This is a genomic window from Psychromonas algarum, assembly GCF_004376845.1.
GTDB lineage: Bacteria > Pseudomonadota > Gammaproteobacteria > Enterobacterales > Psychromonadaceae > Psychromonas.
This window is the reverse complement of sequence record NZ_SNUW01000005.1, coordinates 1-18823: the sequence shown is the minus strand read 5'-3', so window position 1 is coordinate 18823 and position 18823 is coordinate 1. Positions and strand designations below refer to the sequence as shown.

Annotated in this window: 16 protein-coding genes; 4 read left to right on the top strand and 12 right to left on the bottom strand. The window is 34.4% G+C overall.

Annotated features, from left to right (window positions below):
- Positions 1-108 precede the first annotated feature (108 nt).
- On the bottom strand, positions 109-867 hold the full coding sequence (locus E2R68_RS05290; protein ID WP_134276462.1) for an AraC family transcriptional regulator: 759 nt from the start codon (positions 865-867) through the stop codon (positions 109-111).
- A 320-nt stretch (positions 868-1187) separates the two neighbouring features.
- On the opposite strand from E2R68_RS05290, the gene brnQ reads away from it, so the two are divergent.
- A complete protein-coding gene (gene brnQ, locus E2R68_RS05285) occupies positions 1188-2501 on the top strand; it encodes a branched-chain amino acid transport system II carrier protein (RefSeq protein ID WP_134276461.1) in 1314 nt (437 codons plus the stop codon).
- Between the two features lie 94 nt (positions 2502-2595).
- On the opposite strand, the gene E2R68_RS05280 is transcribed toward brnQ, so the two are convergent.
- The 8 genes from E2R68_RS05280 to E2R68_RS05245 all read right to left on the bottom strand — a co-directional run bounded on the left by E2R68_RS05280 (position 2596) and on the right by E2R68_RS05245 (position 11582).
- Positions 2596-2823 carry a glutaredoxin family protein gene (locus E2R68_RS05280; RefSeq protein ID WP_134276460.1) on the bottom strand — a complete coding sequence of 76 codons (228 nt, stop codon included), beginning with the start codon at positions 2821-2823 and terminating at the stop codon, positions 2596-2598.
- Between the two features lie 27 nt (positions 2824-2850).
- The gene (locus E2R68_RS05275; protein ID WP_134276459.1) at positions 2851-3339 is read right to left on the bottom strand and encodes an FKBP-type peptidyl-prolyl cis-trans isomerase; all 489 of its coding nucleotides are present in this window, start codon (positions 3337-3339) and stop codon (positions 2851-2853) included.
- Between the two features lie 70 nt (positions 3340-3409).
- Positions 3410-4297: a DUF7281 domain-containing protein gene (locus tag E2R68_RS05270; RefSeq protein ID WP_134276458.1), complete on the bottom strand. Its 888-nt coding sequence runs from the start codon at positions 4295-4297 to the stop codon at positions 3410-3412.
- Complete coding sequence (locus E2R68_RS05265; protein WP_134276457.1) at positions 4297-5538, bottom strand: hypothetical protein; 1242 nt, start codon at positions 5536-5538, stop codon at positions 4297-4299. Before E2R68_RS05265 ends, E2R68_RS05270 begins: the two co-directional genes overlap by 1 nt.
- Positions 5538-6161, bottom strand: a complete 624-nt coding sequence (locus E2R68_RS05260) for a hypothetical protein (RefSeq protein WP_134276456.1) — start codon at positions 6159-6161, stop codon at positions 5538-5540. The genes E2R68_RS05265 and E2R68_RS05260 overlap by 1 nt, the downstream gene beginning before the upstream one ends.
- Positions 6154-9867: an ATP-binding protein gene (locus tag E2R68_RS05255; protein WP_134276455.1), complete on the bottom strand. Its 3714-nt coding sequence runs from the start codon at positions 9865-9867 to the stop codon at positions 6154-6156. The genes E2R68_RS05260 and E2R68_RS05255 overlap by 8 nt, the downstream gene beginning before the upstream one ends.
- A 215-nt stretch (positions 9868-10082) precedes the next feature.
- On the bottom strand, positions 10083-10634 hold the full coding sequence (locus tag E2R68_RS05250; protein WP_134276671.1) for a DUF1415 domain-containing protein: 552 nt from the start codon (positions 10632-10634) through the stop codon (positions 10083-10085).
- A 15-nt stretch (positions 10635-10649) separates the two neighbouring features.
- On the bottom strand, positions 10650-11582 hold the full coding sequence (locus E2R68_RS05245; RefSeq protein ID WP_134276454.1) for a patatin-like phospholipase family protein: 933 nt from the start codon (positions 11580-11582) through the stop codon (positions 10650-10652).
- Between the two features lie 272 nt (positions 11583-11854).
- Here E2R68_RS05245 and E2R68_RS05240 point away from each other — a divergent pair, with 272 nt between their 5' ends.
- Positions 11855-12499 (top strand): DUF2913 family protein, encoded by a 645-nt coding sequence (locus E2R68_RS05240; protein ID WP_134276453.1) that lies wholly within the window; start codon positions 11855-11857, stop codon positions 12497-12499.
- 217 nt (positions 12500-12716) lie between these two features.
- Positions 12717-14732 carry a diguanylate cyclase gene (locus tag E2R68_RS05235; protein ID WP_134276452.1) on the top strand — a complete coding sequence of 672 codons (2016 nt, stop codon included), beginning with the start codon at positions 12717-12719 and terminating at the stop codon, positions 14730-14732.
- 27 nt (positions 14733-14759) lie between these two features.
- On the opposite strand, the gene E2R68_RS05230 is transcribed toward E2R68_RS05235, so the two are convergent.
- Together E2R68_RS05230 and E2R68_RS05225 are read right to left on the bottom strand one after the other, a co-directional pair.
- On the bottom strand, positions 14760-15308 hold the full coding sequence (locus E2R68_RS05230) for an NUDIX hydrolase (RefSeq protein ID WP_134276451.1): 549 nt from the start codon (positions 15306-15308) through the stop codon (positions 14760-14762).
- Between the two features lie 11 nt (positions 15309-15319).
- Positions 15320-15730, bottom strand: coding sequence for a DUF3465 domain-containing protein (locus E2R68_RS05225; protein WP_243834606.1), 411 nt, complete (start codon positions 15728-15730; stop codon positions 15320-15322).
- A 495-nt stretch (positions 15731-16225) separates the two neighbouring features.
- On the opposite strand from E2R68_RS05225, the gene E2R68_RS05220 reads away from it, so the two are divergent.
- Positions 16226-16981 (top strand): SDR family NAD(P)-dependent oxidoreductase, encoded by a 756-nt coding sequence (locus E2R68_RS05220; protein WP_134276450.1) that lies wholly within the window; start codon positions 16226-16228, stop codon positions 16979-16981.
- Positions 16982-17077: 96 nt separating this feature from the next.
- Here the strand turns inward: E2R68_RS05220 and E2R68_RS05215 are convergent, their stop codons facing one another.
- Positions 17078-18322, bottom strand: coding sequence for a glycoside hydrolase family 88 protein (locus E2R68_RS05215; RefSeq protein ID WP_166738808.1), 1245 nt, complete (start codon positions 18320-18322; stop codon positions 17078-17080).
- Between the last annotated feature and the right edge of the window lie 501 nt (positions 18323-18823).

The following is an 18823-nucleotide window of genomic DNA, read 5'->3' as shown; positions in this document are numbered from 1 at the left end:
AATCTAGCGATAGTATTGATAAATATTTTTTATGTATTGTCAAAAACTACGATTACTATGTTCAAAAGTACGATCTCTTTTTTTTTGTGAGAGAGCGCATATAAAATGTTAATGTCGGTATTTCGACGGAGAGATCCCATGAAATTTAGTAAAGGCATGAGTTAAGCTACTTTGATTTGCAAAACCAGCAGCATTCGCCACAGCAGATAATGTCAAAGTACCTTCTTGTAATAGTTTTTTCGCTAAATTAAGGCGGATTTGCAAGATATATTGATGTGGTGTTTTACCTATTTGTTGTTTAAACAGATGATGAAATTGACTCTCCCCTAAAAAAACACAACCAGCCAGTTGAGCGACAGTTATTTTTGAGGTCATTTGCTGGTGAATATAATTATCGATAACCGTCATATTTATTCTTGTCTTTATCGCATAATCCGTTTCTATATGTCGTTGCAACAATGCAACAATAGTATTTTTACACGCCTCTGCAATTAATAGATCTTCTGGATAGGTTTTTATTTCATTCACTAATAACTGCAATAATGTTTGAAATTGATTATCTAATTTAAAAGATTGATTAGTAGACAGTAAAGAGTTTAGTTTTTCTATAGGTGAATTTGTTAACTTATGGGAGTTTTCAATATTAAGTAATAGTATTTCTGACTGCCCTAACGCATTAAATGCATGGCTTGATGACGCTGTTACAATACAAGCTTGCCCTGGTACTATTTTATCTTCTAAGCCTTCAATACAAGACTCAGATGAACCTTTAGTAGCAATCACAAGCTGGTGATAATTATGTTCATGCATTACAACATTATCAGGTAAATTAATAACTTCAGCAGGTCTAATAATACGATTCTCCATCACTTACTCCATTTCAGTTTCACTCATTTTATTGATTAACATGAACAAAATAAACCAACCTTTAAACTAGCAATTTAAGTATTCAATAGCAAAGTAGATAGAACGTTTATTGTTCACATTTTTATGGCGCAGTGATCTGAGTAACTTTCTGTTAAATGTAAGCCTATTTTTTATTAAATTAATATCACTTTCACTTAAAACAAGTGTTTAGCTCATTACAGAAAAGTGCATATTTGTTATGCTCGCCGCCACATTAATTATTGAGGAATGATCTGTTGTTATTAAAGGGATAGATGATTCAAATCCACACAAGGTCTCTTATGCAACAAAAACTCTCATATCAAGATATTTTTGCTCTCGGTTTTATGAACTTCGCATTTTTTTTAGGTGCAGGCAATATTATTTTTCCACCATTAGCAGGCGCGTTAGCGGGTGAAGAATTTACCCTTACCACATTAGGTTTTTTAGTCACTGCCGTTGGTTTGCCTTTAATCACGTTATTAGCCGTAGCGAAAGCGGGTGGTGGTATTCTTACCATGGCTCGTTATCTTCCCGCCAAAGTTGCCTTAGTTTTTGCTTTAGTTGTTTATATTATTATCGGCCCTAGTTTTGCGACACCAAGAGCTGCATTAGTGGCCTTCGAAATTGGCTTTAAACCTTTTATATCACACAGTGATGCAAGCCACCTTGCTTTATTCTCAGTTATATTTTTTGGAATCACTGCTTTTCTATCGTTACGTGCGGGTAAGTTATTAGATTGGGTAGGAAAAGTAATAACCCCTATGCTGATTTTGTCGTTATTAATACTCGCTATCGCTGTATTTATTAATCCACAGGCTGAAGTAGGTCAAGGTATTACAGAATATACAAGTACTCCTTTTATTAAGGGGTTTTTAGAAGGGTATAACACCATGGATACATTGGCGTCGTTAATCTTCGGTATGTTCATCATTAATATCATTCGTAGTAAAGGCATTACCTCAGCAAAAGGACAATACAAATACTTAATGTTAGCAGGTAGCATCGCGGTTATTGGTTTGGCATTTGTTTATATTTCTCTTTTTTACCTTGGTGCAACAAGCCACACTATTTCACCAAATCCAGCTAATGGAGGTGAATTGATTAGTCATTATGTTACCGCTTTATTTGGGCCATTTGGACAATATTTATTGTCCTTTGTTGTGGCTACTGCATGTCTAACGACTGCTGTTGGTCTAGTCAGTGCCATGGCAGACTTTATTGCACAATTAAAACCTAAGTGGCCAAGAGCAACATTAGTCATCATTAATTGCGCTCTTTGTGCACTAGTCACTAATGTCGGTCTTGCACAACTAATTAGTTTATCCGTTCCTGTTTTATACACTGTGTACCCTGTAGCCATTGCGCTTGTTGTTTTAACCTTATTTAAAAGTCAAATACGCAATAAGCAAATAGCTTACGCATTAGTCCTATTTGTCGCATTAATATTTGGATTATTAGATGGCTTAAAAGTAGCTGGTATGAATATGCACTCCTTTGACTTCATTCCATTATTTGCATTAGGAATGGCATGGGTGATCCCAACAGCAATCACTTTATTTATTTCACTTTACCTACTACCTTTACCAGCGCAAAGTGAGTTAACTTCAGCCTAAGCAATAAGTTAAGCAACAAAAAGGCCTTACTAAATAAGTAAGGCCTTCTTTACAAACAACATGCAGCACCACTTAGTGGCAAATGATATTGTTGTTATCCATTGTATAAATTAAGGAAACCTTTCACAGTAAACCCGTTTAAAAATTGATCTCCAATTTTAATAATAGGTACACCACGGTAACCTGTTTTAGCAAACTCTTTTTGTCCACTCGGACTTTTTATATCCACCAGACGAAACTCTAACTTTTGTTGCTCTAGATATTGTTTTGCTGTTTTACAATGTGGGCAATTCGCCATTGTAAATAATGAAATACGTTTCATAATTTGCCTCGATTAACTAATTTTGAATTAATGTTCACAACCACCTTTTGCATGTGCATGGCCGTGTGATAATTCATCTTCTGTTGCAGCTCGAACGCTCACAACTTCAATTGCAAATGTTAATGTTTTACCTGCAAATGGATGGTTTAAATCACAATCAGCATTAAAGCGCCCTACTTTAATTAACGTGACTTCATTACGCCCTTGATTTGATTCAACAACAGCTGTCATTCCTGCAGCCCATTTTTGACCTGGATTCAAACCCTGTAAATGTTTTAATGGAATACGCTGAAATGCACCTTCACGACGTTCACCATAAGATTGATCTGGTGTTAAAGTTACTTCAAATTTATCACCCACTGTTTTACCAACAAATGCTAATTCCATTGTTTCAAATAAACCACCAGCACCATGTAAATAAAGTAATGGATCATGACCTGCGCTATCTTCTAATAGATCCGTACCTTCAGTTAAACGGTAATGAAATTCAACCACACTATCTTTAGCTATTTGCATTTTAGTTCCTTGTTATCGTCTTATTTATTTTTAATATAAAATATAATAGGTATATCATAACCTAATTTAATTAACTTAATTCAAATACAGATAAAGGTATTTGATGAGCTAAAATATGCTCTTGTTTAATGGTTCTTTTATGAGCAGATATCGCATCAACTAATTCCCGACACGGCGCTGATAAACCTTTTATTTTATTCAGTTTTTTTACTGCTTCTATTTGCTTGTAATAATCTTTTTCTACGCCATTCAGGCTAAAATGCTGTAAAACATTAGCACCGGGTGCTAAATATCCAGTTGCTCCGCTACGAGCAGCAATTATGATCCCTTCAGGATCAAAATCTGAAAAACAAATAAGTTGATGTGTTCCACTAAAACGTCTAAAAAAAATATAAGCTTGGGAGGTATTTTGTTGTGCTTTAATATCGCCACGATAGACCCATAAAGCCTCTTTTAGATGCAGGGCATTATCCGTCAATACAAGATGTTGTAAATTAGCCATCACCGCAAGATTCTCAACAAAAACAATACTTGTATGCTCAACGCTGTTTATCAGGTTTGCATTAAGATAAATACCTAGTGTATTCAATTCATTTATATTTATTGTTTTCTTATTTAATTTTAAAGACTGTAATGAGTTCACTAATACAAAGTCATTAGTAACCGATAATGAGTTTAATTTTTCATTGTGATGTGTTTTAGCATTGTCTGTGCGCGATTTCTTTACAGGATAAGGATCATTTAATAAGTTAACTTGATGATGTTTATACACTAGATTTAGAATATCTATTCTATCTTGCTCTGTGTAAAACCATACTCCATCAACTATCCTCCCTAAACGATGTGTAGCCACAAGCCATTGGCAACTTTTAGTCGATTTAACCTGCCCTAAATCTTTCCGAAGGTGATTTGCAAAAAAATCATACTGAATTTTATTAAAAAGATGATCGTTCATCATTAATTAACTTGAACCACTATATCGCTATAAGACCAGTTGTGGGAAATCCCTGGTAACTGTTTTCCCTTTGGTCGAATATCGATTAATGCTTGTTGTGCATTGGTTAATTTACAATAACTACTAAATACTAATTCAACCCAGGGCGTAGGTTCAATATGCTGCTGTTCGCTATGCCATTCTGGTAATGCATTCAGCCAGAAATTGACAGCAGAAACAGGTTCTCCCGTTGTAATTGCCTGTTCAAATAAACGTTCTGTTTGCTCTTCAAAGTAATCATAACTGAAGCTCATTGCTACATTTTCAATCACTTCAACTTCTGATGTTTCACGAGCACTCGGTTTGGCAACCGTATTTAACTTACGCAGTGATTGTACAATCTCGATTAATGCTTGTTCGTGTGCTGTTTCTTTAACATTAATATAAGACTTAAGATGCATTGGTGCGGCAAAACGCAAATCAGTTGGTAGAGCTTTGTCTTCAAAAATATCTTCATTGATTTCAAACTCAGGATGTTTATGTAAATAACGCGCCATATTACGTAATAAACTTGCCTGTTTTTCATCACGTCTTAGCTTAAATAAACTCAATCGCATACTGTCGATGATAAAACGTAATCTAGGAAGTGTTTGGTTAAACCAATAGATAAAGCCACTAATTTTACGTGCTAATTCAACAGGACAAGCCCAATTCATCCATTCATAACAGGTTTCAGGATCTATCTGTTGTAGTTCGGTTAATAGCTTTTGTGCATAAGTTAACGCACGCTCATTTTCACGTACTTTTGCACTGATAGTGGTCACAAAACCAAACTGACTAGAGATGGCATAATGCATATTGTCTAAGCTGACATTAAGATTATCTTTAGCTTCATATAACAAGTCATCTAATTGATCTAAATAATATTCAGCATCATCCTGTTGATCAGCAATAATAGATAAACGGTAATCATTGACTGTATCTTCTAATACATCAATGACTTTGCCCATATCGGTTAATTGGCGATAACTACTTTGTTTACGCATTAAACGATTCAACATACGTTTTAATTCTGCGCTAACTCGATATTCACCCGGTTCATCATCTGGTCTTAATAATGACTTTTTATGTAATGCCGCGATTTTACGCGCATCACTACCGTCACCTTGTACAGAACCTGAAACATAAGCTTCAGCTAAAAGTTGATCATTTGCACCTAGTTGGCGTAATAGTTCGGCAACATCGTGAGTATCATAACCGGCCATTAGAACAATAACTCTTCTTGTTGTTGTTCAATGGTTTCTGGCAATTCAATACGTTCAGAATCGTTTAAAAACTCAATCAATAGATAAACCAAATCAAAACGAGCCGTTGCAAAATAACGGCTACTACCTGCATTTTTACGCACAAAGTAACCTAGCTCTTCTAATTTATGGAATACAAATACTAACTGCTCACGACTTTCTAACTTATTTGTTTTAAAAGGTTTAATGGCGGTTAAATGGCGTAATTGCTCACGCAACGTTTGATCATGTTCAAAAGGGTCAAATAACTCATTAATATTTACAATGGATTTTGCATGAAGAGGAAGATCTGTTTGGCTTGCGGTGAGTATTAATTCTAAAAACTCAACTAATGGACGAAACATGCCACGAATTTCAGTAAATAACATGCTCAGTTCTGCCGTGTTGCCGCTATCTACTTCGCTAAACGTACAATAATAGGCATCAGCACTATCAAGGTATGTGAGTTGTCGATCCAAATTTAATAGAAAATCAGTCACACGATCTTGGTTTGCTTGCGCTTGTAGAAAAAGGAATTCATCAGCAAAAGCAGTTTCACAAATTACTGCGCCAGTAAGCAGTTGTTGGACGGTTTGCTTAAACATGTGCATTCTCCTGTGGGCTTGCTTCTGATACTTGTTTGCGCTGCAATAACAGTTCGTCCAAACGAGATGTTGGAATATGCGCATGGAATATTTTGTTATCTTTAATTTTATAATGACGTTCGTATAACGATAAAATATGTCTATCCGTTGAAGGTGAAGCAGATAACATAGTAATAAAGTTTTCGTTAAACATAGTTAATAACAGATCTATATTTTCAGCAGCTAATTCACCTAATTCATCTACCGGCAGAATAATTTGAGTAGGCGCATCACTTTCACCTCGTAACATGCCAAGTATGCCGGCATATAAGGAAAGCATCGCTAGATAAGATAATCCCGTTGAGCTAATTTTTTTCAATTGCCTTGCGTTACGAGCATGTTTTAACTGCCCTTTCTCAGAGATAGTAAATTCAATATCAAATAGTTGATGATGTGCTAAAGCAAAACCTTCACTTGGTAAATAAGTTGACAGTTTTTGCATAGCAACAATTAAATCATCAGGAATATCACCAACGCCTTCACGTAGGTCATCACGATATTTATCAAATAACTTAGCAAATTGTTGCAATGGTCCCCAATAATCCAACTCTTCTTGTTTCATCACTGTATTCACATTGATATCGGCTAGTGCTTCAAAGTGAGCTAATTTTGTAACATTATTAGATAACTGTTTACCAATACTTTTAATGCGGCGCGCAAAATGTTCTATGTGTTGGTAAAACTCATTGATCATATTGGCATTCACGGTAACTAACTGATAAGTATTCTTTTGTTTTTGAGCCGCACTACTCAATAAGTCGGCAATCGGATGTTGGTATTTAAATAAACTACGCGCTCCGGTATAAATATCATTATCTGCAACAAGTTTTACCCAGTTTTCATATAACTCACTGTTTGCATTATGCTTACTGAATGACGTATTAAAACGACTAATTTGTTCTTGTAGACGCTTATCAATGGTTTTAAATTGCTTGACCCAATCTCCACAGAAAGTAACCGTAAGATCCGCACTGTTATGAGGTTCTGTATCAGACAATACAGCTTCGATACCATATTGTTCACATTCACGTTGCGCTAACCCTAACTGTAATAATAAGTCACCATCATCACTCAGTTGTTGAGTTAATTTTTTAACCTGTTTCTGCTTGTCATTGATTAACGATTTTTTCTCAATAGTTACCTCTGACAAGCTATTTTCAAGACTACGTTTTTGCACTTCTCGATTTTGATTAACTTCAACAAGTTGATCTCGATGAACATAACGCTCATTCATAAACTGTTGGTATTCTCTGGCTTTGCGCGCCCACACAGCACATTCTTCAAGTAACTTTTGAAGTTCACTACGTTGTTTTATGCGTTTATCCACTTCACCATCAGGATCTAATTCATCTAATGCGCGAGCACGTTGCTGCTTATAATCTTTCTGACGTATTTTAGCGCTCTCTCGAATTGACTTAAGCTGCTCAGCTAATTGCTCTAACTGACTATCTCTATCCGATTCCACTACCATACGTTGTTCTAAGAGTTGATTATTAAGCTCTAAACGTTGTTCTTGTTGTAATTCTTTAAACTCATCTAGTTTAGTTTGTTGTTGCTTTATCTGATTTTTTAGCTGTTTGACATTCTCTTCAAAAGCACTCGCTGCTTGTTTTAAATAACGTTGCTTTTTAATCTCAAGGTTCTCTTGCTGAGCCTTAAATTGATCTCGCCTTAATTCGACTTTTTGTAAGCTGTGTTTACGTTCACTGAGTAAGAGTGTTTGTGCATTGATTTGTTTAGTAAGTTCGTTAAGCTGACTTTCTAATTCAGTATTCGATTTCAGTAGCTCTGCTATTTTTAAATCGATATCAGTTAGTTTTTCACGTAATTCATTTTCATTTAACTGTAAGTCACTATCCTGTAATCGTTCTAGATCAATTTGAAGACCAAATAAACTATCACTAATACCAGAGTCGTTTATTTCACTTACCCATTGAGGGTTTAAATCTTTACGCGCTAATTGCTCCGCAGATAAAATACGGCCAATATTTTCTTTCCACCCCGTAGCCTTACTTTCATTACTTAAAAAATGTTGTAAAGAGTCAACTTCAGGCAACAATTGCAACTGTAATTGTTGACGTGATTTTTTTGCGTCATCTAACTGTCGATTATTTTTTTTATGCTCATCTAATAATAATTGACGCTGTTTATCTAACGTATTGAAATGTTCTTTATCACTGCTTAATACTTGCAATAAATCACTTAACTGGTCTTTAGCATCAGACATGTTTGCTTGATTAAGCTCTATTTCGTTTTGCAACGAATCTTCAACCTTTATACTTTGCTGTGCAAGTTCTGTCATTGTTAATTGATTCTGCAAAGTTTGCAGATGCATATTTAACTTTAAAAAGCTTTCGTTTAGTTGTTCATTAAGCTTACTTAACTGACCTTGATGTGTTTCAAATATCACAGATAATTGTATATTTGCTTGTTCTTTGACATTAGAAACTTGCTCATTATTGCGCGACTCATCTTTCACTGTCTGTAAAGTCAGAGCTTGTAATAATGATTCAAACTTAGCCTGTACTTTATTAAGATTACCTTCAAATGCTTCAATAATTTCATTAACATCATTAAGTTGTTGTTGGTAGCGAGGTGCATTATCAGCTTGTAGTTGATAACTTGCGGCATCGTTATCATCAAACTTTAATTTATCATCATCTAATAAATCAATTTTGCTCTGATCGGCCTCTATTTGGGCAGCTAATTTGTTGATGTCTATTTGTAATGAAGCACTTTGTTCTTTTAATTGTTTATCGAGTAAATTGATTTCATCTCTTAATACTGATTTTTCTTCACTACGCTGTTGTTGAAGCTGCTCAATTTTTTCTTGATGATGCAACATTTCTGCATGCAAATGTTGGAGTTTAATGAGTAGACTATCTAAATGAGTAAAATCAGTTTGCCATAAAGCAATTTTATCACTGACTTTTTGAATTGAACGACTCGCTTGAATATCTGCAAGCCATAAGCTGATATCTTGTTTATTAAGGGTTATTTGCTCTTTTTCATCATTGATACTGCGAGCGATATGATCACTCGCAATGGCCACTAACATTTGCTTAACTGCATCAAAATCTAGATTTTTCTCAATCGTACCGTTCACTACTTTATCAAGATGTGGCGTTGCTAAATCACTGAATGAAAATCTGTTTTGTAATTGACGGATCTCTTTTATTTTACGGCCTGTACGTAGGTTTTGAATGACCTGACGGTATTTATCAACACCTAAGTAAATAGAACACTCAACACCAAGATTACGATATACCCGCTCTATCTCAGATACTTTTAATGGCACATTATTGGCAGCAATAAACAACTTACTATCAAAACTACTATCAATAAACTTAAACTGCACACCTCGCCCATCCGAACTGGCTAAAGCCATACAGGTTTGCCCATTAGGTCGTTGATATTCATATACCAAGATACTGGAGTCACGAGGTAGATAATAATCTGCAAAGTTTTTTGCTTGATCCACCTTACTCACGATATCACTTGGACGCATACCATAGAATAAAGGCAATAAACGCATTAACGAGGTTTTCCCCGCACCGTTTGTACCTTCAAGTTGAGTATGACCAGATAAATCTAGCTCGTTAACTTGTCCTTTCCAAAAGCTATCGATAATAATAATGCGTAATAATTGATAGGCTTGCTGTGCCATGGAAGTTCCTTGTTAATGGTTAGATAAAAAAGCTTCAGTTAAAATAGACAGTACTACTCTTTATAGAGACAACATCATAAAACTTGCAAATCTATCGATCTTATAAGCTTTTGTCGATCAGTTTTAACTAAGAGTTAGTGTTAATCAGGATATTTGTAGAATATCTAAACAATGTTTATTTAATACCGATTATCAAGCACTAATAGCAACAGCATTTAAGCTTTATTAAATAAACAACTCGCTAATAAATCAGCAAAAAAAGGACTCCCTTTTTTATTCATAAAAGTAATATTTCTGTTTGGAATACTATCAACATCGGGATGAGCTGCTATGGCTCTTTCCATGCTCGATTCTCGAATGATATGTAACGTAGGATAAGGGGAGCGATTACTGTAATTTGAAGCGGCATCTTCTGCATCTCCTTCAAAACAATAATCAGGATGAAAATGTGCTAATTGATAGACACCTTCATACTGACTCATCTGCAATAGATGATTAGACAAATAAATCAAATCAAGGAAATGCTCAAAATCACTGCAAGCTTCACTTAATATAAGCAATGTTGTTTCTGTTTCTGGGTGAGAATCTAAGTACTTACATTCTTCAGTTAATCTATCTAATACATCTTCTATTTCTGTTCTATCTTCGTCACAGTAACGAATGCTACCTCGGTCTAATTCTCTTTTTGCAAAGGGGCAAATATTATATTTCACAATAACGTTTTTAACCCATAACTGCGTGCTCTTGATTACATCTACATTATTTATACTCACAACAAACCCTTAATCATTTTTATTCTTATTTGACTGCAACATTTTCTCTGCACTGCGGTAACCTAATTCAATCATATCTTTTGCTCTATCAAATTCTAAAGTACCACATGCATTACGTGGGATTACAATATTATAATCAGCGGGATATGCTGCTAATTTTAAACGAGCAATAGAGCTTTGCATGGCATCAAAAGCTTGGTCTGCAATACTGTATGCATCCCAAACGGCAGGTTTATTATTTTTAATATTTAAGTTACTACCGAATTTCTTTATGTAATGCCCTATTTTTTGGTGTAAAGACAATTCATCCACACTTTCTATAACTTCTTTAATTGTTTCTGGTTCAAGACAATCTGAATTAATCGAACCACCTAAGTTAACAGCAACCGTAAAATCGGTATTATCGCCAAACGTAGGTGCGATGGGTACAGGATTTAATACACCACCATCAATTAACTGCACACCATTTCTATCAACAGGAGTAAAGAATAAGGGTAAAGAAATAGAAGCTCGAATGGCAGAAAATAAAGACCCTGAATTTATCCATACCTCTTTTTCATTTTTTATATCAGATGCAACGGCTGTATATTTTAAAGGTAACTCTTCAATTAACTGATCACCTAATAAAGCAATCAATGTATCTATTATTTTATCACCACGTAATAAACCACTGGATGTCCACGAAATATCTAATAAGGAAATAATATCTAATTTATTTAATCCACATACCCATTGTTCAAATGTATCAAGCTTACCCGCTGCATATATACCACCGATTAATGAACCAATAGAACAACCTGAAATTGATTTAATTTGATAATCATTTTCGAGTAGCCATTTTATGACACCAATATGGGCCATGCCTCTTGCCCCTCCACTCCCTAAAACAAGTGAGATACACTTATTTTCATTAACATCTTTTACTGTTCCACTTGTTGGCATAAAGGCTCTCTATTAAATAAATAATAACTATTAAACAATTATTTAGTTTAATGATATTCAGAAAGTTGATGAAATAGCAAACTCACTTTAGTATCGAAAAAACCGTTTTAGTTAATAACTTTTGAAGTTAGGCAGCTTTTGATTTGAATCTAAGTTATTAAACATTTCATCAATACACTGCTTTGAAGATCAATTAACAGTATCTTCACTTGTCCATAACAGGTTACCCTGTCATACTTTTATATTATATTTTTTATTTCAGTAGGATAATCATGACAAGCTTCTCAACATCAATTCATCAAGTTGTAACTAGCGCATTAGCAGATCTAAACGAAGCACAATCAAAAGGAAAAATCCCACATAATCCATTAAGTGAAACTCACTTTCTAGCGGCTTGGACAACCAATGCGATGAAGAAAAAACGTTTTGAAAGTGATGTATTACCTACTTTAAAACATTGGCAACGTAAAGCGCGCAGCTTGGGTAAAAATTCTGGTCTAGTAGAGACATTCACTGCAATAAAACAATCCTATGAACATGTTTTTGATCAAGATTTACAACCTAAAGTAGTCACTATAAAGCAAGTTACATCATTATGTGAACAGTTAGTCGCACTACAATGGATGGTCAATACAGATCTTGAAGTAGGTGAAAAATTAAATCGTCATAGTGGTGGCCAAGCATCATTGATTATATGTAAGAATGAATTCGATAGTCATTTTGAAAATGGCATTTTAAGCCAAGAAATTAGTTTATATATTCGAGGGGATATAGCTGAAGCACTACAAGCAGCTTTTGATCAATCTTTACTGCTACATAAAGTAACTGACTATAAGTCAAAAGTTAAATATCATGGCGAATACATTATTTACCCTAATAACACAGGCTACTTTTTACCTGAACTATTAGGCTGTTAGAAAACAATATATTGCAATCTTTCAATATGTTGTTGTATTTTACGGCATATTGAAATTAGCAAGCTACAACTTATTTCCAAAGTAGTGCAATTTAAAAGAGATCCAATCACATAGAAATATATTAAAGCCTCAACAAAACAAGCCTTATTAAATAATCTTTACACTATAAGTAATGACTTTTCTAGCAATGATGCATAAATAACACGGACGAATAATTTTGATTAAACCTTCTAAAATTCATAATGAAAAAATAGATGATACTATTCAATTAAAATCTATCTTTAAAACGATTTTATTCCGTTTTGTCTGGGTATACAGCATCATCATAATTTTACTAGGCTCTTTCACCTATTATATTTATCAAAAGTATACAGACCGTCTTGAGCAAGAATTACTCTCACAAGAAGAGGTATTTGTGGGCTCAACAATTCAAGCTTTACAAAAAGAAATGCACGTACAATTAATGGTGTTACAAATGAGCACTCGCTCTAAAGTACTCGCAGATTTTATGCAGAATGAAAATAAAGTTAATCGTCGAGGTTTAGAAACACTTTTTGTAAATTTAGCGATTACATTTCACCGTTATGATCAAATACGTTTAATTGATACAGAGGGTATTGAGCGGATCCGAATAAATTACCAAAATAATACGACAGAGGTTGTTAGTCCGCAAAACCTTCAAAACAAAAAGTACAGGAAATATTTTCAAGAGGGCCTAAAACTCACACCAGGACAAGTATATGTTTCATCAATGGAACTCAATGAAGAACACGGTGAAATAGAATTACCTCATAAACCAGTTGTTCGTTTTGTGACTCCCATCGTTAATGATAACGGTAGAACAGTGGGTTATATGGTGATGAATTATTTAGCAACTGAGTTACTAGAAAACTTTCGAGAACAAATGACCCTACGTATCAATGGGCAAGGAATGTTAATTGACCCTCGAGGTTACTGGATTAGTAACCATGATAGAAGCAATGAATGGGGAGGCAGTTTAGAGAGCGTCACACAAACCTTTAAAGATCTATATCCTAATGCATGGTCCACAGTTAATACTCAATCTGATGGTGTAATAAAAACTAAAAGTGGATTGTTTCGTTATGTCTCTATTAATCCTTTTACTTTAAATAGCATTGGAAAATATAAAGCAGAAAAGTCTGCAGCACTGTCCGTGACAGCTAAGTCAAAACAGCAAAACGATTGGAAGTTAATTATCTTTCTACCCAATGAAACAATGGAAAGTAGATCGTTTTTCTATAAACCTATTGGTCGTTTTCTTATTATTTCTTTATTTATTAGTAGTGCAGCAATCTTATTATTAATATTGATTTTATCGGAGCAAAGGCGTCGACAACGACGTTATGACCGATTTATTACCAATGAATTAACAGACTTATATGAAAATTCACCATGTGGTTACCATAGTTTAGATAAAGAAGGCACTATCATTAAAATAAACCAAACTGAATTAAATTGGTTAGGTTATTCTCGTGAAGAAGTGTTAGGTAAATCATTTACTGAATTTTTAACAAACGATAGCATCCACATTTTTGAAGACTTTCTCATCGCACTTCAACAAGATAAAAAAGTGGAAGGCGTTGTATTAGAAATACGATGTAAAGATGGTCACACTTTCTTTGTATCAACCTCTGCCACCTCGATTTTAGAAAAGGGTTATTTCTCTATTGCCCGCACTTCTGCGTTTGATATAACCGATAGAATAAAATTAGAACAGCGTTTAGATTATATTGCTCATACTGATGTGTTAACAGAAATCAGTAATCGTCGACATTTCTTTATACAAGCGAAAGAGATATTTGCAAAACAAAACGACATCTCTTTATTAATGATCGATATAGATCATTTTAAAAATGTAAACGACCAATATGGTCATGATGTAGGAGACTTAGTCCTTAAATTTATTGCTAAAACGTTACAACAAGCATTACCTAATGATGCAATCCTCGCACGATTAGGAGGGGAAGAGTTTGCCATTTTAACAGGTGGTTTAAACGATCAAGAAGTTTTAGCACTAGCAAATAATATTTGTACCACTATTGCACATACTCCAATATTAATTACACCAGAGACTAACATTAAAATAACTATTTCAATTGGTATATCACAGAAAATTAATACAACAGATAAAATTGATCAACTGTTAAAACGAGCAGATATCGCACTATATGAAGCAAAAACAAGTGGTCGCAATAAAGTGGTACGCGAATGAGACTGACTTAGCACTTTTAATAAAATGTTAAGTCGCCATCAAGCGTTGTTTGATCTCTTGCATTAGGTAAGTTTCCCTAAGAATTGACAGCCCTTGTTTTTTATCATTATTTATCGTTTTAAAATTATGTTTGATTGCTTCATCTATATTAACCCAGCAAACCTGCATACCATTATTAATCTCATAATCTTCTAATTTATTTTCTGCTAATACATCACCAATATCACATGTAAAACAATAGGAAAGCATGTGCATAATAGAGTATTCAGAAAAATGCTTTTTATTTTCATGAGGACGAAATTCTTCATATAAACCAAATGCATTAATGTTTCTTATGCTGTGTGCTCCTGTCTCTTCATGTAATTCTCGTTTCAAACCATCAATCAATTTTTCACCTTCATCAACACCGCCACCAGGTAGCGAGTAATCGTTATACCGTTTTGTAAACATTAATAAGATCTGATTATCTTTAATGACGATAGCGCGTGTTGCAATCCGCGTAAAACATTGAGGGTGAGCAGGAATTAAATTATCAAGGGTAATACTTGGGTGAATAACCCGTTTTAATAGATGCATAATAGCAATCACTATTGGTATGTTTTTCCATTATGTTTCAACCAACCATGAATATGGTTACCCTTAGGATCTCTATGTGTCCAGTGAACGACACCGCCTTTTTTATTCCATTCATATTCACCATAAAATTCAATAAAGTCCCCTTCTTCTAATGAAGCAACTCGAGGCGCGAGGTCAATATTATGAGCGATTAAAACCGTTTGTCCTGAGGCTAGTTTTAGAATAAATTTCTGGTGACGGGAACCTGTATTATCATCTTTTAAAATAGTTACTACTTCACCTCTGCCCTTCACTTGTACATCACTTCGATGCTCTATAAAAGCATGAGTAATTGATGTACTTTTAATTAATGAGGAGGATTGAGAAGAAGATACTTGTAGTGAAGTAAAACTGATAAGCATTACAATAAATAATTTTTTCACGATACATTCCTTGTTTATAAAATAATTAAGATGCTTACATCTTATTTAGCAGGATAATCGAATAAGCACATTCAATTTCCTGATTAATTTCCGCGACATTTATAACACTATAACATTGTTAACAGATCAGAAATAAAAACTTATTCGCATACCCAGTAATGAGTAAAAAAGCTTAATTTACAGTAATCTATAGAATTATCTAATAACCAGCATCACGATGCGTTTAATAAAAAAATTTTACAATTGAGTGATTTGTAATACAATAGCGCAGTAAATTTTACGGTTGATATTTAATTAGAGTCATTTAAATTGCATATCAATTAAAAAGTAATCAGTTGTGTTGCATTAAATTAATAACATCGAACATGTAAATAATAGGTTTAGTTAATTCTTTCCTAGAACATATATTATCGATGTTAATTTATATCACATTTGATTACTTCCTTTATGCCTTTGGCATAATCATCAATTAACTAGTCAATGAGAATATAAAACATGTCTAAAAAAATTGCTTTAATCACTGGTGCTACTGGTGGAATCGGTTTCGCTGTAGCGAAACGTCTTGGTCAAGATGGTTACACTGTTGTACTTAACGGTATCGAAGATGAAATCGGCGCAGAGCGTGTTAAAGAACTTGCTGCTGAAGGTATCGAAGCTGAATACTACGGTTTTGACGTAACTAAAGACGAAGAAGTAACAGCAAACGTTACAGCTATCGGTGAAAAATACGGTCAAATCGACGTTGTAATCAACAACGCTGGTGGCCTAGGTGGTCGTAGCCCAGTTGAAACAATGACAACTGAGTTCTTCCGTTTTGTTATGGCTCTTAACCTTGACAGTGCATTCTTCGTTTCTCGTGCAGCTATCCCATTCATGAAGAAAACAACTGGTGGTTCAATCATCAACTACACTTCAAATGCTGCATGGAATGCTGGTGGCCCAGGCGCTGGTATCTACGGTACTTCTAAAGCTGCTGTTCACACATTCACTCGCGCATTAGCTAAAGAGCTTGCTCCTGCTGGTATCCGTGTAAATGCTGTATCTCCAGGTACTATCGATACACCATTCCACCAACAAATTAAAGATACTAAACCAGAAGTATTCGCTTCTTGGAAAGACAGCATCATGCTTGGTCGTTTAGGTCAACCTGAAGACGTTTCTGGTGTTATCTCTTTCTTAGTAAGTAAAGATGCAGCATTCATCACTGCTGAAACTGTACAAATTGGTGGCGGACAAGCTCTAGGTATCTAGTCGCTATTGTCTGTTAAAACTAATTAATAGTTTTATCTGATACTAAAAGCCACTTCATATGAAGTGGCTTTTTTATTACTTTTAAATCTGTCTTATTTATAATCCAAAGTGCTCTGGCAATGGTTTATTCGTCCAAACCTTCCAACGATATAATGCTTCCACAAAGAAATAATCACCAAAAATAGAACCCACTTCAGGTTCCCCCCACTTTTCAGAACCTTTTAATAAAATAGACTCGTAATCGGGGTTATTCGCCAAATAGGTAGGAGTAGCCAAACTGTTTAACATCGCTTGCGCATCATTTAAATATTGCTCTTCTTTAGTGATCTTATATAACTCGATTAACGCAGAAGCAACAATGGCAGCAGCTGAACTATCTCTTGGATTATCCTTATCTAATGGCGCATCAAAATCAGCATATGGTACTAAATCATTCGTTTGTTTTTTTGTTGCTTCAAGATAATATTGATAAGATTTTTTAGATCGCTCGAGCATTCTATCTAAACCAGTATAACGATAATACATAGCATAAGCATAAACAGCCCAAGCTTGCCCTCTAGACCAAGTTGATTCTGTTTTCCAGCCTTGATGAGTGCGTTTTTTTACTACTTGTCCTTGTGAATTATAACTAACGACATGATAGGTACTGCCATTCTCTCTAACATTATTTGCCCAAGTTTTATCTGCATGGGAGATAGCCATTTGTGTATACTCTGGTTTATCTGCATTTTTACCAACCCATAAGACCAACTCCATATTCATTAATTGATCAATATTCACTTCAAAGGGCATACTTATTGGGTTGCTAACACCCTGCTTCCATGATCGAAAAGCGCCTATTTCATTATTATATCGCTCTTCAACTAATGTCTTAGCACCAGTTACCATCACTGATTTATAATCTTCAGTATTTTCCCCACCGATAGTATAACCTAAACCAAAACTATCAAATATTTGAAAACCTGTATCGTTATCAGTAGCATAGGATCTAGCTCTCACACCTTCTGTCCAAGAGACTGCACGATTTTTCCACTCTTTATCTTCTGTCATAACACTTAAGTACCAGAAAATTCCTGGAACAAAACCACTACACCATGTTCTACTATTTTTAGTATCCCACTCACCATCTGTATCGGTGTAATCTGTAAAAAGTTCATGATCATTTTTTAAAGAATTAACCGCAAGCCCTTTAGATTTTGATTCAATCAAATCCATAACACTTTTATATTGTGTATTTTGTGCTGCATAAGAGTTGTTAGGAACAAATGTCAAACCTACAAGAATTAAAGGTATAGCACTGGCAAGTCCAACACGCTTTTTGCTACAAGGAAAAAGAAACATAAGTGGCCTCATTTAATTAAAAATAATAAAATTGAGGATTTCTGAATACACAATCTATTTTAATAAGATGAAGTCACAAATCCTTGTGTGTAAATCTACTGTCCATAACATCAATCTTGGACGCTCTTTAGTGGCTAATAAAATATCTGAAAGCAGTAATGATAAGTTTGCTAAATCTGATTAAGCTCAAAAGAGTCGTGATACTATAATAAGCATAAAATAACGAATACTATTATGATTAAAAACTTTGCAGTGCATTACAACTCTATTTTTTTAGAGTTAATAGTCAGAATCTCATAAGACAAAAATAGATAAGAAGTTTAGCTTATGATGTTAATTGGCTCTTATTAATAGCAACTTTTAATAAGCAATAAGACCCTGTAAATAATTCTGTGTAACTGCGGTTTTTAAACGTAGTCTTTAAGACGGTCTTCGAACGTTATCATAAAACGATTCAAGGCCGTTTTCCAATTTCTTATTGGCATCGTCCATTTCTTTGAT

Bases quoted from the DNA above. Each gene is read 5' to 3' on its own strand.
- E2R68_RS05290 (WP_134276462.1), bottom strand. From the start codon at position 867: ATGGAGAATCGTATTATTAGACCTGCTGAAGTTATTAATTTACCTGAT.
- brnQ (WP_134276461.1), top strand. From the start codon at position 1,188: ATGCAACAAAAACTCTCATATCAAGATATTTTTGCTCTCGGTTTTATG.
- E2R68_RS05280 (WP_134276460.1), bottom strand. From the start codon at position 2,823: ATGAAACGTATTTCATTATTTACAATGGCGAATTGCCCACATTGTAAA.
- E2R68_RS05275 (WP_134276459.1), bottom strand. From the start codon at position 3,339: ATGCAAATAGCTAAAGATAGTGTGGTTGAATTTCATTACCGTTTAACT.
- E2R68_RS05270 (WP_134276458.1), bottom strand. From the start codon at position 4,297: ATGATGAACGATCATCTTTTTAATAAAATTCAGTATGATTTTTTTGCA.
- E2R68_RS05265 (WP_134276457.1), bottom strand. From the start codon at position 5,538: ATGGCCGGTTATGATACTCACGATGTTGCCGAACTATTACGCCAACTA.
- E2R68_RS05260 (WP_134276456.1), bottom strand. From the start codon at position 6,161: ATGTTTAAGCAAACCGTCCAACAACTGCTTACTGGCGCAGTAATTTGT.
- E2R68_RS05255 (WP_134276455.1), bottom strand. From the start codon at position 9,867: ATGGCACAGCAAGCCTATCAATTATTACGCATTATTATTATCGATAGC.
- E2R68_RS05245 (WP_134276454.1), bottom strand. From the start codon at position 11,582: ATGCCAACAAGTGGAACAGTAAAAGATGTTAATGAAAATAAGTGTATC.
- E2R68_RS05240 (WP_134276453.1), top strand. From the start codon at position 11,855: ATGACAAGCTTCTCAACATCAATTCATCAAGTTGTAACTAGCGCATTA.
- E2R68_RS05230 (WP_134276451.1), bottom strand. From the start codon at position 15,308: ATGCATCTATTAAAACGGGTTATTCACCCAAGTATTACCCTTGATAAT.
- E2R68_RS05220 (WP_134276450.1), top strand. From the start codon at position 16,226: ATGTCTAAAAAAATTGCTTTAATCACTGGTGCTACTGGTGGAATCGGT.
- E2R68_RS05215 (WP_166738808.1), bottom strand. From the start codon at position 18,322: ATGTTTCTTTTTCCTTGTAGCAAAAAGCGTGTTGGACTTGCCAGTGCT.